General features: G+C 56.0%; 10 protein-coding genes. 4 read left to right on the top strand and 6 right to left on the bottom strand.

All coding sequences use genetic code 11. From position 1 onward, the window contains the following. Positions 1 to 4 precede the first annotated feature (4 nt). From ABD890_RS17730 to ABD890_RS17715, 4 genes are read left to right on the top strand one after another with little or no spacing between them, the layout of a single operon-like run. Positions 5 to 1345 carry an ABC transporter ATP-binding protein gene (locus ABD890_RS17730; protein ID WP_345092753.1) on the top strand — a complete coding sequence of 447 codons (1341 nt, stop codon included), beginning with the start codon at positions 5 to 7 and terminating at the stop codon, positions 1343 to 1345. 17 nt (positions 1346 to 1362) lie between these two features. Continuing rightward, complete coding sequence (locus tag ABD890_RS17725; RefSeq protein WP_345092750.1) at positions 1363 to 2523, top strand: DegT/DnrJ/EryC1/StrS family aminotransferase; 1161 nt, start codon at positions 1363 to 1365, stop codon at positions 2521 to 2523. A gap of 25 nt (positions 2524 to 2548) precedes the next feature. Beyond that, positions 2549 to 3199 (top strand): acyltransferase, encoded by a 651-nt coding sequence (locus tag ABD890_RS17720; protein WP_345092747.1) that lies wholly within the window; start codon positions 2549 to 2551, stop codon positions 3197 to 3199. A gap of 44 nt (positions 3200 to 3243) precedes the next feature. After that, positions 3244 to 4422 (top strand): glycosyltransferase, encoded by a 1179-nt coding sequence (locus ABD890_RS17715; protein WP_345092744.1) that lies wholly within the window; start codon positions 3244 to 3246, stop codon positions 4420 to 4422. 3 nt (positions 4423 to 4425) lie between these two features. Here the strand turns inward: ABD890_RS17715 and ABD890_RS17710 are convergent, their stop codons facing one another. The 6 genes from ABD890_RS17710 to ABD890_RS17685 form a co-directional block, all read right to left on the bottom strand. Next, entirely contained in the window at positions 4426 to 5694 is a 1269-nt protein-coding gene (locus ABD890_RS17710) for an MFS transporter (protein ID WP_345092741.1), read from the bottom strand. A 675-nt stretch (positions 5695 to 6369) separates the two neighbouring features. Continuing rightward, on the bottom strand, positions 6370 to 7437 hold the full coding sequence (locus ABD890_RS17705; RefSeq protein ID WP_345092738.1) for an isoaspartyl peptidase/L-asparaginase family protein: 1068 nt from the start codon (positions 7435 to 7437) through the stop codon (positions 6370 to 6372). A gap of 66 nt (positions 7438 to 7503) precedes the next feature. After that, positions 7504 to 8532 (bottom strand): isoaspartyl peptidase/L-asparaginase family protein, encoded by a 1029-nt coding sequence (locus tag ABD890_RS17700; RefSeq protein ID WP_345092735.1) that lies wholly within the window; start codon positions 8530 to 8532, stop codon positions 7504 to 7506. A gap of 287 nt (positions 8533 to 8819) precedes the next feature. After that, the gene (locus tag ABD890_RS17695) at positions 8820 to 9968 is read right to left on the bottom strand and encodes a substrate-binding domain-containing protein (protein WP_345092732.1); all 1149 of its coding nucleotides are present in this window, start codon (positions 9966 to 9968) and stop codon (positions 8820 to 8822) included. 186 nt (positions 9969 to 10154) lie between these two features. Beyond that, a complete protein-coding gene (locus tag ABD890_RS17690) occupies positions 10155 to 11339 on the bottom strand; it encodes an AGE family epimerase/isomerase (protein ID WP_345092729.1) in 1185 nt (394 codons plus the stop codon). Beyond that, positions 11339 to 13927, bottom strand: a complete 2589-nt coding sequence (locus ABD890_RS17685; RefSeq protein WP_345092726.1) for a sodium:solute symporter family protein — start codon at positions 13925 to 13927, stop codon at positions 11339 to 11341. The genes ABD890_RS17690 and ABD890_RS17685 overlap by 1 nt, the downstream gene beginning before the upstream one ends. Between the last annotated feature and the right edge of the window lie 13 nt (positions 13928 to 13940).

Genomic DNA, 13940 nt, shown 5'->3' with positions numbered 1-13940 from the left:
CTCGATGTCCAACGTTGCCATCTCTGTCGACGGCTTGAGTAAGTGCTATCAACGTGGCACGAGCGAACCGTATTCGCGATTTAGTGAGCTGCTGGCTCGCTTGCCGAAGGCGTTATGGAATCGCTTCATCGCAAGAGGTGACAGTTCTGCGAGTAGCCAATCAACCAGCAATCCATTTTGGGCGTTGAAGGATCTCGACTTCTCGATCAACGAAGGCGAAGTCGTCGGGGTAATTGGTCGCAACGGGGCAGGCAAAAGCACGCTGCTCAAGATTCTGTCTCGGATTACGGAGCCAACTGCAGGTCGCTTTGGTTTGCGGGGGCGTGTTGGAAGCCTGTTGGAAGTAGGAACCGGATTTCACCCTGAATTGACCGGTGCCGAGAACATCTATCTGAGCGGTACCCTCTTGGGGATGTCGCGGCAAGAGATCAAACGGCACTTCGACGAAATCGTCGACTTCGCACAGATCGAAGACTTTCTGCAAACCCCGGTGAAACGATACTCCAGCGGAATGTATGTCCGACTCGGTTTCGCCATTGCCGCCCACCTTCAACCAGAAATCCTGATCGTCGATGAAGTCCTGGCAGTCGGGGACGCCCAGTTTCAGAAGAAGTGTCTGGACAAGATGAAAGAGGTGTCGACACAGGGCCGAACGGTTCTCTTTGTCAGCCACCAACTGTCGGCGATTCGACAACTCACCGATAGTTGCCTGGTGCTCGATCGAGGTCGACTCCGTTTCCAGGGTGAATCGGATCAAGCAATCCGACACTATCTCGAAATGGCTCAGCCTTCGAGTGACGACCTTGTCGACGGGTTTCCAGATCTTAATGCGTTTCGACGAGATCATTTGTGCGGGACTCATGTTCGGGCAGAACGCATCGGAATTTGCCGCGCCGACGACGCCGAGGCGGGATTCTCTCCGGTCATCGAGTTTGGAGAAGACTTTCGATTCGAGTGCGAAATTGAAAGTAGTATCGAAACGGAAGCCAGGATGGGGTTCAGCATTGCCCGCGTCGATGGATCGCAGGTAACGGTCGTCTGGACCCAAGATGCGGAATTCTCTTTGCGACTGAGAAAGGGGCGACAGGTGGTTCGTTGCGATGTCTTAGGTTTGCCACTCGCCCCTGGCAAGTATGTTTCGCAGATCGGCATCTCCGATATTGCCGTCGGTCGCACCTATGACGTGATTATGGATTACCCACTTCTGGAAGTGCGGTGGCAGGCGGTCGAAGACGGTACTGTTCACTACCCGGACCGTCGTTGGGGAGGTGTTCACTGGACGCCGGTGCAATGGTCCGTTGAAAGCACGGCAGCGGGCGTCAGCAAAGAACAACGAATTCAATAGGTTACTTAGCGGCAACTATGTCAGAATACATCGTTTTTGGACAACCAATTCTGGGGGACGAAGAGATCGCGGAGGTCACCGACACGCTCCGCAGTTGCTGGATTGGGACAGGGCCTCGAACCGCCCGGTTTGAGGATCAATTTGCCGAGTACGTCGGAGCACGCCATGCGGTGGCGGTCAATAGTTGCACGGCAGCATTGCATCTTTCCTTACTTGCTTCCGGAGTAGGTCCAGGGGATGAAGTCATTACGACACCTCTGACGTTTGCCTCGACCGCGAATGTGATCCTTCACGCCGGAGCGATGCCTGTGTTCGTGGACGTCGACCGGGAAACGATGAACATCGATCCCAGCCAGATCGAAGCAGCGATTACGCAAAACACGAAGGCAATCTTGCCGGTTCATTTTGGCGGACGTCCGTGTGAAATGGAGGCGATCGGAGCCATTGCGGACCGATTCGGGCTGAAGGTGATCGAAGATGCTGCGCACTGCATCGAAGGCAGGTATCAGAAACAGAAGATTGGCTCAATTAGCCCGCTGACCTGCTTTAGCTTCTACGTCACCAAGAACATGACGACCGCCGAAGGTGGGATGATTGCCACCAACGACGAACAACTCGCGACCACGCTGAAGATGCATGCGCTGCATGGATTGTCGCGCGATGCCTGGCGCCGCTTTAGCGACGATGGGTATCAGCATTACGAAGTTGTCTATCCTGGCTTCAAATACAATATGACCGACCTGCAAGCAGCCCTTGGACTGTGTCAGCTTCCAAAGCTTGAACAATGGTTGCGTCGGCGGGAAGAGATCTGGCAGCAATACGATGAAGCGTTTGCCGAATTGCCTTGTTGGTTGCCATCGCCAGCGGCAAGCGAAACCCGACATGCCCGGCATCTGTACACGCTGCTCCTCGATATCGATCAATTAGGAAAGAGCCGCGATCAGGTCATGCGGGAACTCCATGAACTGGGAATTGGCGTGGGCGTTCACTATCGTGCGGTGCATTTGCATCAGTACTATCGCGAGCGTTTCGGATACGAAGCTGATCAATTTCCGAACGCAAACTGGATTAGCCAACGGACGATCTCTTTGCCGCTGTCGGCAAAGCTAACCGCCGACCAGGTCGACCGAATCATTTCAGCGATGACGTCGACTCTCAGCGTCACGCAGTTGAACTAGGGGGCGCATGGTGAGCATTCCTTCAATGCTACGTTGGTTAATTCCGGGCAGTCTCAAGCGATCCCTCGTGCGGGTCATTCGCCAGATCGCCGCCGATGAAATTCGTCGAAGCCAGCTACCGACGATGATTTGGGGCTATCAGTCTCCAGATGGGTTTCGTGCCCAGACGCGCTTAAGCAACACCGTCTACGTTTATCATCCGGAACGTGTTCACATCGCGGACAATGTCTTTGTGTGGCATCATTCCATCTTGGATGGTACCGGGGGAATCGAAATTGGCGAGGGATGCCAGATCGGAGCATGGGTTGGCATTTTCACCCACAGTTCGCACAAAGCGATTCGGATCTACGGTCGCCATTACACGGATGTCGCAGAAGACGAGAAAGAATTCTACGTCGTCAAGAAGATCAAAATTGGCAAGTATGTCTTTATCGGGGCAGGAGCCAAAATATTGCCGGGGGTGACGATCGGTGACGGAGCGTTGATTGGTGCCGGAGCTCTTGTTCGAGAGTCGGTGCCTCCTTTCGCGATCGTGGAAGGTAGTCCGGCCCAGGTCGTCGGCAGTACCGAAACTCTCGATAAACGGGCTTTGAAAAGCGAGAAGTTTCGGACGTGGTATGACCAGTGGCAGGAAACGAACATGACCGAGGTCGTTTCCGCGAACTTGCCTGAATAAAAGTGATTCGTTCTGCGATTGAGAACGGACTTTAATAAACCAGTATGAATCAGCAATCTCCACCGCGCGTAGCACACTTCGTCAATGCCGCCTTCGCTCTGACCGAAACGTTTGTCTACGACTTTGTGTCGGCTGCCCAACGTTACGAGAGCTGGGTCTATGCGGCGGAACGCGTGAATCGCGATCTGTTTCCGTGTGACCGGGTCGAACTGAGACCAAAGGAAAGAGGGTCGTTCCGTCAGTTCATCACCCAGCCATTCCGGCGCAGCAAGCATGGGACACGTCTCGACGAGCGAACATTCGTTCGGAAAGTGAAGCCGAACGTCGTGCATGCTCATTTTGGACCACGCGGCTGGGAAGCTCTGCCTCTTTGTCGGAAGCATTCCATTCCCCTGGTGACGAGCTTCTACGGTCGCGATGCATCGGCAATACCAAGCGAGGGTAATTGGCGGAAGCGATACGACGAACTCTTCTTCGAGGGAGATGCGTTCGTGGTTGAAGGCCCCGCCATGAAGCAGCGCCTGGTCAGGCTAGGGGCTCCCTGTGATCGGGTTCACATCGTTCCACTTATTTGTCGCGACGGTTACGAGTTTCGTGAGCGAAGCTGCCCGCCTGAAGAGATGATTCGATTCGCGTTTGTCGGAAGGTTCGTGGAAAAGAAAGGGCTGCCTGTTCTCTTGCAGGCACTCCAACGAGCAAAAGAGAAACTCGGAGCATTTTCTCTGGCGGTCATCGGCGACGGTGACGACCGAAAGCAGATGGAAGAACTTGCTGCCCAACTGGGAATTGCCGCGGAGGTCGAATTTCGCGGCTTTTGTTCCCGAAGTGAAATGATTTCACAGCTTTCGAACGCGGATGTATTAGTCGCTCCGAGTCGGATTGCCTCGGATGGCGATACCGAAGGGGGAGCACCTACGATATTGGTGGAAGCCATGGCAATGGGTCTGCCCATTGTCGGGACAACGCACGCCGACATTCCCTTTGTCTGCTCCGCCTATCAAGATTATCTAGCAGAAGAAAACGATGTCGCAGGATTGGCTTCCCAATTGGTCAAGATTCGGGAAGACCATATGCGGTGGCCAGCACTGGCGAGCGACGCAATCCAAGTGGTGCGACAACAGCACAGCGCGGACAATATCGATCGTTTGGAAGCGATCTATGATCTGGTCGTCGCCGGAAGGACGTCGGACAATGTTGAATCGTCAATCAAGGCCGGTCGGTAGAGACTAGGCTGATTCGGCGGCCAGTTCACGTGAATTCGTATCACGCTTCCAAGACCACGCGCTCAGCCCGATTGCCATGACGACCGGTAAGATGCTGATGGCGGGCGTCGCGGCCAGACCCAAGGGGGAGGCGACCACTTGACCACCCACCAGGGCACCGATCGCAATGCCCAGGTTGAAGGCAGATTGATTTAGGCCTGCGGCGACGTCTTCGGCACCGGGCAGGTATCGACGGGCCTGTTCAACCGCGAGGAGCTGCAAGCCGGCGCCGGGGGCGAACATCGTGAAAGCAAACAGCAAGAATGCAGGCACCACGGCGATCTGGTACGGTGCTGCCAGCCACAGGGCTAACAGGCTAACGGCCACCAACGCATAGCCACCCACCAGGGCAGGGTGCAAACCACGATCAGCGACTCTGCCGCCTACCAGGTTTCCAAACGTGACGCAGACGCCCAGCAGGGCGAACAACATGGTGACCATCGTCGGACTGAACCCAGAGACTTCCTCCAGGAAGGCAGTCATGTAACTCAGCGTTGCGAACGTGCCAGTGTAGCCGACGGCGGTCATCGCGAGTGCGAGTAGCAATTGCGGATGCATCAGGGCAGCGAATTGACGCCCAAGACTGAGCCGGTTTTCTGACAATGGAAGCTTCGGCACAAACATACCAATGCTGATGATCGTCAACAGACCCAGTCCCGATGTCGCGGCGAAGGCCATTCGCCAGCCAACCAGCTGGCCGAGGATCGCTCCGGCAGGCACCACGGTCGCCATGGCAATCGAAAGCCCTGAGAACAAGATTCCAATCGCGCCGGCTTCTCGTCCTTTGGCGACGAGGCTCGAGACGGCCGTCGATGCCAAGGCAATGAAAACGCCATGCGGAATCGCGGAAAGAAAGCGAATTGCCAGCAGGGTTTCGTAATTCGGTGCGAAGGCAGCCGCGAGGTTGGTGATCGCAAAGATCACCATCAGTCCAATGAGCAGTGGCTTCCGAGAGATCCCAGACGAGAACGACGCCAGAAACGGTGTCAACAGCGTCACGCCCAGGGCATAGCCTGAGATCAAGAGTCCCGCGGAGGAAAGCGTGACCTTCAAGTCCGCGGCAATGGTCGGCAACAGTGCGGCTGGCAGGAACTCGGTTGTTCCGATGCAGAAGCACCCCATCGTTAAGGCCAACAGCGATGGAGGACAGGCACCTGGCTGCTTTACATCCGTGATCGAATCTACTGCTTCACGCGTGGCGGCGATGTCGCCGGCCAAAGACACCGAATTCATGGTGATGCTGACAATCTCAATGGAAGGTCACGAACCGACAAACAAGCCGGCTGCGTGTTACTCGTATCGATCCTACGATCGATGGTCTACGTCGACTTGGGGTTTTCGACGGTCACAATTCACATGGCGGGTTGAAGCCGTCGTTTTGACATCGTGTTCAATCCACGGAACTCAACGAAACAACTGGCTTATCCAAAATCGTACGAATCGATTGATTTAAGGCAAGGTGAGATGCCTCTCTCGCGGCAAAACGCATGGCGAGTGGTAAATTAGTGACCACTCTGCTTTGCCAGTAGAAGGGCTTATGGGGGCAGAAGAGGGCCCAGTTGATACTGTTGATCGCTACCTGCGACGAAAGTCAAAATGAGAAATTATTCTCAATTCGATGGCATTCCACGATGACTTACTCGACGGGAAAAACGAACGGGAGAGAACTTTCCCAAGAACCGTTGTTTGTGGCGGAATCAATGTTGTTGAACGCGATCTCAAGGGCCCCGTTCAGATTTCCCAGCGGTCGAATTGACCTGACAAGGCGCTACTCTTTGGCTTGGACGTAGCCAACATGAAGTTCTTGCCAAGGATGCCAAAAACGAGCTTCTAGGCTTCGCTTAGCAGTGAAGGGCACGAGACGTTTGGCGAAGGTAACAGGGACCGCACGAACCGGATTAATCGCGGTTAATTGTCTTCAAACGGTCCTTCCCAGATAGCGGTCCCGCGATTGCCTTTCCAATCGGACCAGGCACGGCTCATCGCCCCGGTGCTGAACTGGAGCGTCATGTTACCTTCGTGGTCGACGGCAATGATCCCGCCATCGCCTGGCTTCAAGACTTCGGTCAAACAGGCATCTACCGCTTCGACAACCGACTGCTGGTCTTGCTTGACGCGCCAGTTTACCTGAAAGGCGATGGCGTTCCGAATGTACTCTTCGCCGCTGCCGGTACCACTGACGGCGCAGCCTTGGTTGTCGGCGTATGTTCCAGCACCGATGATAGGCGAGTCGCCGACGCGACCTACCATTTTGCCCGTCATTCCGCCGGTGCTGGTCGCAGCTGCCAGGTTGCCATGCTGGTCCAATGCCACGCACCCGACCGTACCGCGAGAGATATCGAAGTCGTTGGTTGCCTGTGCATTCTTGGCAATTGGCGGCATGCCATAGGCAGGTTCCTTCAAAGGTGGAACACCCTCTCGCTCCAGCTTCTTGAGGAGTTGACTCCAGCGTGTGGCATCGAAAAAGAAGTCAGGCGTCACTATTTCGATTCCGTGCGATTCGGCAAACGAATCGGCCGCTTTCGAGGTGAGAAGCACGTGGGGCGTCTTCTGCATGACCAGTCTGGCAGCCTGGATGGGGTGACGAGTCCGTTCTATGGCAGAAACACCTCCGCACGCGAGGGTGCTGCCATCCATAATCGACGCGTCAAGCTGATGAAATCCTGCGGCGTTGAAGACTGCCCCGCGTCCTGCGTTAAAGCATGAGGCGTCTTCCAATACTATGACGGTGGCTTCGACCGCTTCGAGGGAAGTGCCCCCCTTTTTCAAGATCTCCTCGCCAGTCTTCAGGGCCTGTTGTAGCCCCGCTTGATAGGCTGCCAGACGTTCCGGGGAAATATCTTTGGCAACCGAACCGGCGCCCCCGTGCAAGGCGATGGCCCAGCGAGCGTCCTCGGCATGAAGCGCCGAAAGCGATCCGAACATAACCACGGCGAACGCCAGCCTTTTCAAACACTTCAAGAGAGTATTGGCCATGGTGAAGAGTCCCTCGCATTGGAAGTGGTTATCGGAAGTTCGCAGAGTCTAAGGATGGCGACAGGCTTAACGCGTTTCGTCTCGATAAACGGCGACCCCGCGCTGTCCGGTGGAATCGGCCCACGCTCGGTGCATCGATTTGGTGTTCATCTCGAGGGAAAGATTACCCCGATGGTCAACCGCGATGATGCCTCCTCCGCCTGGTTGCAAGACATTGTCAATGCAGTCGACGACGACATCTTGCAGTGATTCGTTTTGACGGCTCACACGCCAGTTGACCTGGAACGCGATTGAATGCCGCATGAATTGTTCGCCGTGCCCCGTGCAACTGATGGCGCAGCCACGGTTGTCGGCGTAGGTTCCGCCGCCGATGATGCCGGTATCGCCCACGCGACCGCAGGTCTTCGACGACATGCCTCCGGTACTGGTTGCCGAGGCAAGGTTGCCTGACGAATCGAGCACTACGCAGCCGACGGTACCTCGCGAGATGTCCGTGTCGCCGGTCGCAATCGGCTGCTCCGCCGGTTCAGGCATTCCATAAGGAGGTGTCTTCAGTACCGGGTAGCCAAGTTGCTGCTGCGATGCTTCGAACTGCTCCCACCGGACCGGGTCGAAGTAGTAGTCTTGCGAGACCTGATCGAGCTGGTGCAGTCGCCCGAAATCGTCGGCGTCTTTTCCGACCAGCAAAATGTGCCGGGTCTGTTCCATTACCAGTCGCGCGGCACGGATCGGATTGCGGAGCGTGCTGACTGCGCCGACAGCCCCGCAGGCCAATTGTCGGCCATCCATGATCGAGGCATCCAACTGGTGGTACCCCAACTGATTGGGGACCGAACCCTTACCGGCGTTGAAGAGGGTGTCGTCTTCCAACGCCATCACGGTCCGCTCGGCGACGTCGAGTGCCGTTCCACCTCCGGTCAGCAGATCTACCGCAAGACGTAGGATACGCTCGAGCGACTGCCGGTACGCGAGAACACGTTCGGGGGTCACATTATCTGGCAGGCAACCGGCGCCGCCATGCAAAGCGATCGCCCAACGCGAAGAACTAGGTGAAGTAATCAGGGAATCAACCTTTTCGAGAGACTGGGTTGGCAAACAGACGGTACCGTTCTGCTTCCATTGGGTGGCAGGTTAGCGGTGCTTGGTGATCGTTCACCGATGTTTGACACAAGACAGACTATCACACCAGATTGTCGTTCCAATGCACAGTAGCGCATTTCGATTTTCCGATTGCGCATGACCGTAATGTGTCGACTTTCCATACGCCGGCGGCAGCCTCGGATCAGGATAAGTGTCGACTGGCTGCCTAGGGAAAACTTTTGCGGTATGGCAGTTTTTCGCCTTGCTTCGCAAGTATCGGCAACTTGGTGGAGAGAGTACCTTTAACCGGTGCGATATTCGGCCGGGGTAATGCCGGTATGTTCTCGAAAGGCGCGGATGAACCCGCTGGTGCTATCGAACCCACTCCGCACAGCCACATCGACAATGCTGAGTGTTGTCGAGGTCAGCAAATGCTGGGCATGACGCATCCGCGATAGCCGGATTTCCTGCGCGATCGAATGCCCGATCAAAGATTTAAATCGCTTTTCAAGCGTCTTGCGGCTCATCTCGCCATTGTCGACCACGTCGGTCACGGTAATCGGATGATTGCAGCGTGCCCGAATAAATTCGATCGCTGCCGCCACGTCGCAATCGTCGAGAGCGAGAAACTCGGAAGAGCGCCGCACAAACATGTTGCCCGGTGGGACGACGATTGGCTCTGGCGGAATCGGCTCGCCTTGGATCATTTGGTCGAGAAGCTGGGCCGCCAGAAATCCGATTCGCTCCGAGTTTTGCGAGATACTGGAAAGGGGAGGCATCGTCGTCTCGCAGATGAGTCGGTAGTCGTTCACCCCGACGACCGACATGCTGAAAGGGACGTTGATGCCCAGGCTTTTGCACGCCTCGACTACTTCATGGGCGAACTCGTCATGGCAAGTCGCCACGCCACAAGGTTGTGGTAACCCACCGAGCCGCGATTGAAGCGCCGCTTGATCAATTCGCCGATCGATGACGTCGCCATTGACGATCGATTCAAAGGCAATCTCGATGGAGGTCGCATGGTGCCCATTCTCTTGCAGTCTCCGTAAGAAGCCTTCCCTCCGAAGTCGATTATGATGCCAGGCAAAGTGGCCGACGAACGCGAAATGTTTCAGCCCCAGACTCAGCAGGTGATCAGCGAGGCGATCGCCGATCGCAAGGTTATCGGAATGCACGATGGCCTGGCTGGGGGAGGCTTCTTCGTGCAAGGTAAGATTCACAAATGGAACCTTCAGCGACTGCAGAAATGCGATCTGATCGGCGGTTTCGGCATAAGCGATCACGCCGTCAGCCTCGGCCTGAGCCAGCGTGTCCCAGGGAACATAGGGAATCGCGGCGTGCTTGATGATCTGAATCTGCCCGGTCTCGGCCGCGTATTGCATCACACCCCGAATCATGCGGACTTGATTGTCCGAATAGGGAATGACGACGAGCGCGACTTTATGGGGCATCGTGGCACGAGGAAGAGGTTGACGAAGTTGCCATGTCGCATTGTCTGGCGAACGGCGTCGCCGGTCGGCAGAGGTTGGACGACGCGTTGAGTCTGTTGTAGACACGATTCCACCAGGTCGGTTCAAATTAGCCAATCCAGTTCCCCATGGCAAGGGAACGAGATCCTTCCAAAGCGGGGGAATGAACTACGGCAAGATGTACTCATGAATCGGAAACTGACTATCCGCCATAATTTGCCAGCACATCAGTTGCATCCTTGGCAGATGAAATGGCCCCTTCCAAAGGCCACCTTTGAGCGTCGAGCTAACCCGACCATCGCGATGAAGATAGCCGAACCATTCGCCCGACTCGGGATCGGGAAAATGCGTATAAGCCCAATCGTGCACCATTTGATGCCACTGGGCATAACGCAAGTCTCCGGTGAGCCGATAAGCAAGCAGAGTGGCGATGATGGTTTCGTTCTGTGGCCACCAGAACTTCATGTCGTGCCAGTACTCTTGGACTGGCTTCCCATCGATATCGACGAAATAGAGAATGCCTCCGTACTGCTCGTCCCAGCCTCGCGGCCACATGTAATCGAGCATCTTCGTCCCCAAAGAGACGAGTTGCGCGTCGCCGCGCTGGTGACCTTCCCACATGATGAACCAGGCCCCTTCGATCGCATGTCCTGGGTTTAGGGTGCGCCCGTCGAAATGATCGAGTCGCTGACCGTCGAGGCCAACGGTTTCCATCACGCAGTGACAATCGTCGTGAACATGAAACGCTTCGATCGCCTCGATGCTTCGATCGATCCAAGCGTTGGCCCCTGGCAGGTCAATCGATTCGCGAAGTTCCTGCCCTGTGTTGATGGTAATCATGGGAACACCGATGCCGCGCGTGGGGCGCACTTCGGTGAGCTTCGGTTCGACCACATGATTCACGAAACGGTCGAAGAGCAACTTGGCTCGGTCGGCATACTCCTGATTGCCGGTCGCCTTGGCAAGTTCACCGCAGGCAATTGCGGCAAACGATTCCGAAAACGCATAGCGGCGCTTCCGCAGTGGTTTACCCTCGCGAGTCAGGTGGAACCACATGCGCCCGTCGGCCGGATCGCAGCAATGCTGTTCGAGGAACGCCAGACCATGTTGTGCCAGCTCTAACCATTCGGGGCGCTGCTCGACTCGATTGAAGAGTTCGCCTAAGAGCCAAGTGAAGCGTCCTTGCTGCCAGACTCCCTTGTCGGTATCGACGATCGAGCCGTCGCGATCTAGTGAAGTGATGAAGCCCCCATGTTCGCGGTCGATACTATGCCGCGTCCAAAAAGGAAGGACGTCTTTCAAAAGACCGTCGCGATAGGTGGTCAAAAGCGATTGTCGCAGAGCTTCATCCACTAGACTGTTACCTTTTCATTACGAGCCGGCGTAGGGGTTGAATCATAAATCGTCAGGCCTGCCAGGTCTCGCGGCTGACCACCCCTCAGGAAACTAGCTAGGTAGCCCATCACGAAACAGATAGAAACACTGGCAGCCGGATAGAAGTACCCATGCATCGGTGTGTATCTCCAGATCACCAGCATCGACAGTGTCCCGGCGATGGCCCCGACCATGGCACCCCACTGATTCGCCCTTCGCGTGAGCGCACCCAATAGAAACAGCCCGCCCAGGATACCCATGAAGAGACCGAGAATCATGATGAAGGCGTCGAACAGCGAGCGAATACCCGGATGGACAAACATCAGGCCAAGCATGGTGCCGACCGTTCCAATGATCAAAGTGCAGGCCCGAGCAGCCCGCAGATAGCCAACTTCCGTCGTGCAAAGATCCAGCGGCCGCAGGAAGTCAACAATGATGGTCGTCGCCGAAGAATTCATACTGGTCGACACGGTCGATTGGGCTGCGGCGAACACGCCAGCAACAATCAAGCCGGCCAGCCCGACCGGAATCTCACGCGCGATAAAGAGCGGAAAAATCTGATCGGTGGTGATCGTCGGATCGAGCTTCTCGGGATGGCTGGAATAAAAGGCGAACAGCGCCGTGCCTATCAGGAAGAAGAGGATCGTCGCAGGGATCGTCAGTAGTGCGCTCAACCAGATCGAACGGGCAGCAAGCTGCTCGGTGGGGGTCGTAACGTAACGCTGAACGACAGCCTGATCGGCCGTGTACGAAGCAACGTTCTGTCCTGCGGCACCAGCGATAATCACCCACAACGCGACCTGGGCACTGGTGATGTCGTGATGCCAGTTCGCATAATTGAATTTCTGCGATTGCTGTGTGACTTCCCAGAAGCCACTCATACCTCCGTCAACCCCCAACAGCAGCAATCCCACCGCCAGGACGGCACCACCGAGAAGGACAAACGTTTGAATGGTATCGGTCCAAATCACCGCCTCGATTCCGCCCAGCGTGCAATAGGCAATACTGAGCACACCCATCAGCAACACCGACTGGCTCGGGCTCAGTGGTGTAGCAACCGCAAGAGCCAACGCGGTTAGCGACATGACAACCGCCATCCGAAACAGGTGGAAGAGTACGAAGCTCATGCTCGCGAATAGCCGCACCGAGCGACCGAATCGCATCTGCAGGTATTCGTACGCGCTTGTCGCATCAATGCGTCGGTAGAAGGGAAGGGCGACGTAGACTGCGAGAATAGCAACGAACGGTATCGTTAAGTTGCCAATCGCATAGACCCAATCCTGAGCGAAGGCTTTCGAGGGAAGTCCGGTAAAGGTCAGCGAACTGAGCATCGTGGCGAAGATGCTGCAGCCAGCGGCCCACCACGGTATTTGTTTGCCACCGCGAAAGTAGTCGTCGGTATTCTTATTCCTGCGAGTAAAGTAAACACCGATGCCGACCATGGACAACAAATAGGAAAATAGTACGCCGTAATTAATCCACCCAAAGCCAGACGAAGTCGCGACCAGGGTTACCTGCCAAACCTTAGACGAACGGACTCTTGGTCGAACTTCCCCAGTGGGAATGACGACTGCGTTATCCCAGCGAACGGCCGAGGTCGTCACCAGGTTCTCAGGCGTCTCTCCTGCGGGCGTCCAGGTATCGGTAATCGTGTGATAGGCCCAAGCCTCTTTCGGGAAACCAGGGTGCCAGTCTTTCAGTTCCTCGGCCTTCTCCCAGTGGCTGTCATCAGCCGCTCCCAGAATCAAGAGGTGGCTCTGACCCATCCCGATTGCTTCGCCTGCCATCATTGCCCGAGGGGCATGCCGACGTTCGACCCAGTCGCCGGTTGTTGGGCGATATTCCCAAGTATCTGCAAGAAACTTCGTTTCGTTTCCGACTTCAGATCGGCCACCGATCACATAGATCCCGTCATAAAACCCGTCGTGCTGCGCCGCGACCAGATTGAAGGCACGAGCCAGGCCAGGCAAAGGAGCGAGTTCGCTCCACTTCCACTCCGTTGGTGGAACGTTTGGCATCATTTCGAGGACCCACATCTCGTTCGTGGCGCTGGCAAGGTCCAAGCCTGTTTGACCACATGCTAGATAGACCTTCGAGCCGACGACCACGGCTTGGGCATACGCAACCGGATGAGGTAGCGGAGCACACTCGACACATTCGATACCGCCGTCCATCCACCGCAGCAAGAAGACATCGGCGTAGGTGCGTTCGGCGTCGCAGCCACCCATGCATAGAACGCCATGCGGTGTTGTGACACTTGCTCCATAGGCAATGGGCCTAGGCAGTTCTCCACCGTCATGCCAGGCGTAGTGATTGTCGGTTCGGGTCAGTACGTGAATTGTCTTGGTCCACTGCTTGTCTGTCTCCCAGACAGGTCGCGGAAAGTTAGCACCACCGGCGACAATTAGGGCATCACGACTAATTCCGGCGAACGCACCTGCAACGCCGAGTTCATTCGGAAGTGCCGGAAGTTCCTGCCACTCAAGCAGCGACTGGGCAGCAGTCGGACGTTGGCCAGAACCAATTCCGATGAGCGCGACAATCGTAAGGATGAAAGGGCGGAACATGAGTCAGCAGGTA

This window comes from Bremerella cremea (assembly GCF_039541315.1).
Lineage (GTDB): Bacteria > Planctomycetota > Planctomycetia > Pirellulales > Pirellulaceae > Bremerella > Bremerella cremea.
This window is presented reverse-complemented; position numbering and strand designations above follow the sequence as displayed.

Coding starts and splice junctions, on each gene's coding strand:
- ABD890_RS17720 (WP_345092747.1), top strand. CDS start 2,549: ATGCTACGTTGGTTAATTCCGGGCAGTCTCAAGCGATCCCTCGTGCGG.
- ABD890_RS17730 (WP_345092753.1), top strand. CDS start 5: ATGTCCAACGTTGCCATCTCTGTCGACGGCTTGAGTAAGTGCTATCAA.
- ABD890_RS17715 (WP_345092744.1), top strand. CDS start 3,244: ATGAATCAGCAATCTCCACCGCGCGTAGCACACTTCGTCAATGCCGCC.
- ABD890_RS17725 (WP_345092750.1), top strand. CDS start 1,363: ATGTCAGAATACATCGTTTTTGGACAACCAATTCTGGGGGACGAAGAG.
- ABD890_RS17695 (WP_345092732.1), bottom strand. CDS start 9,968: ATGCCCCATAAAGTCGCGCTCGTCGTCATTCCCTATTCGGACAATCAA.
- ABD890_RS17685 (WP_345092726.1), bottom strand. CDS start 13,927: ATGTTCCGCCCTTTCATCCTTACGATTGTCGCGCTCATCGGAATTGGT.
- ABD890_RS17705 (WP_345092738.1), bottom strand. CDS start 7,437: ATGGCCAATACTCTCTTGAAGTGTTTGAAAAGGCTGGCGTTCGCCGTG.
- ABD890_RS17710 (WP_345092741.1), bottom strand. CDS start 5,694: ATGAATTCGGTGTCTTTGGCCGGCGACATCGCCGCCACGCGTGAAGCA.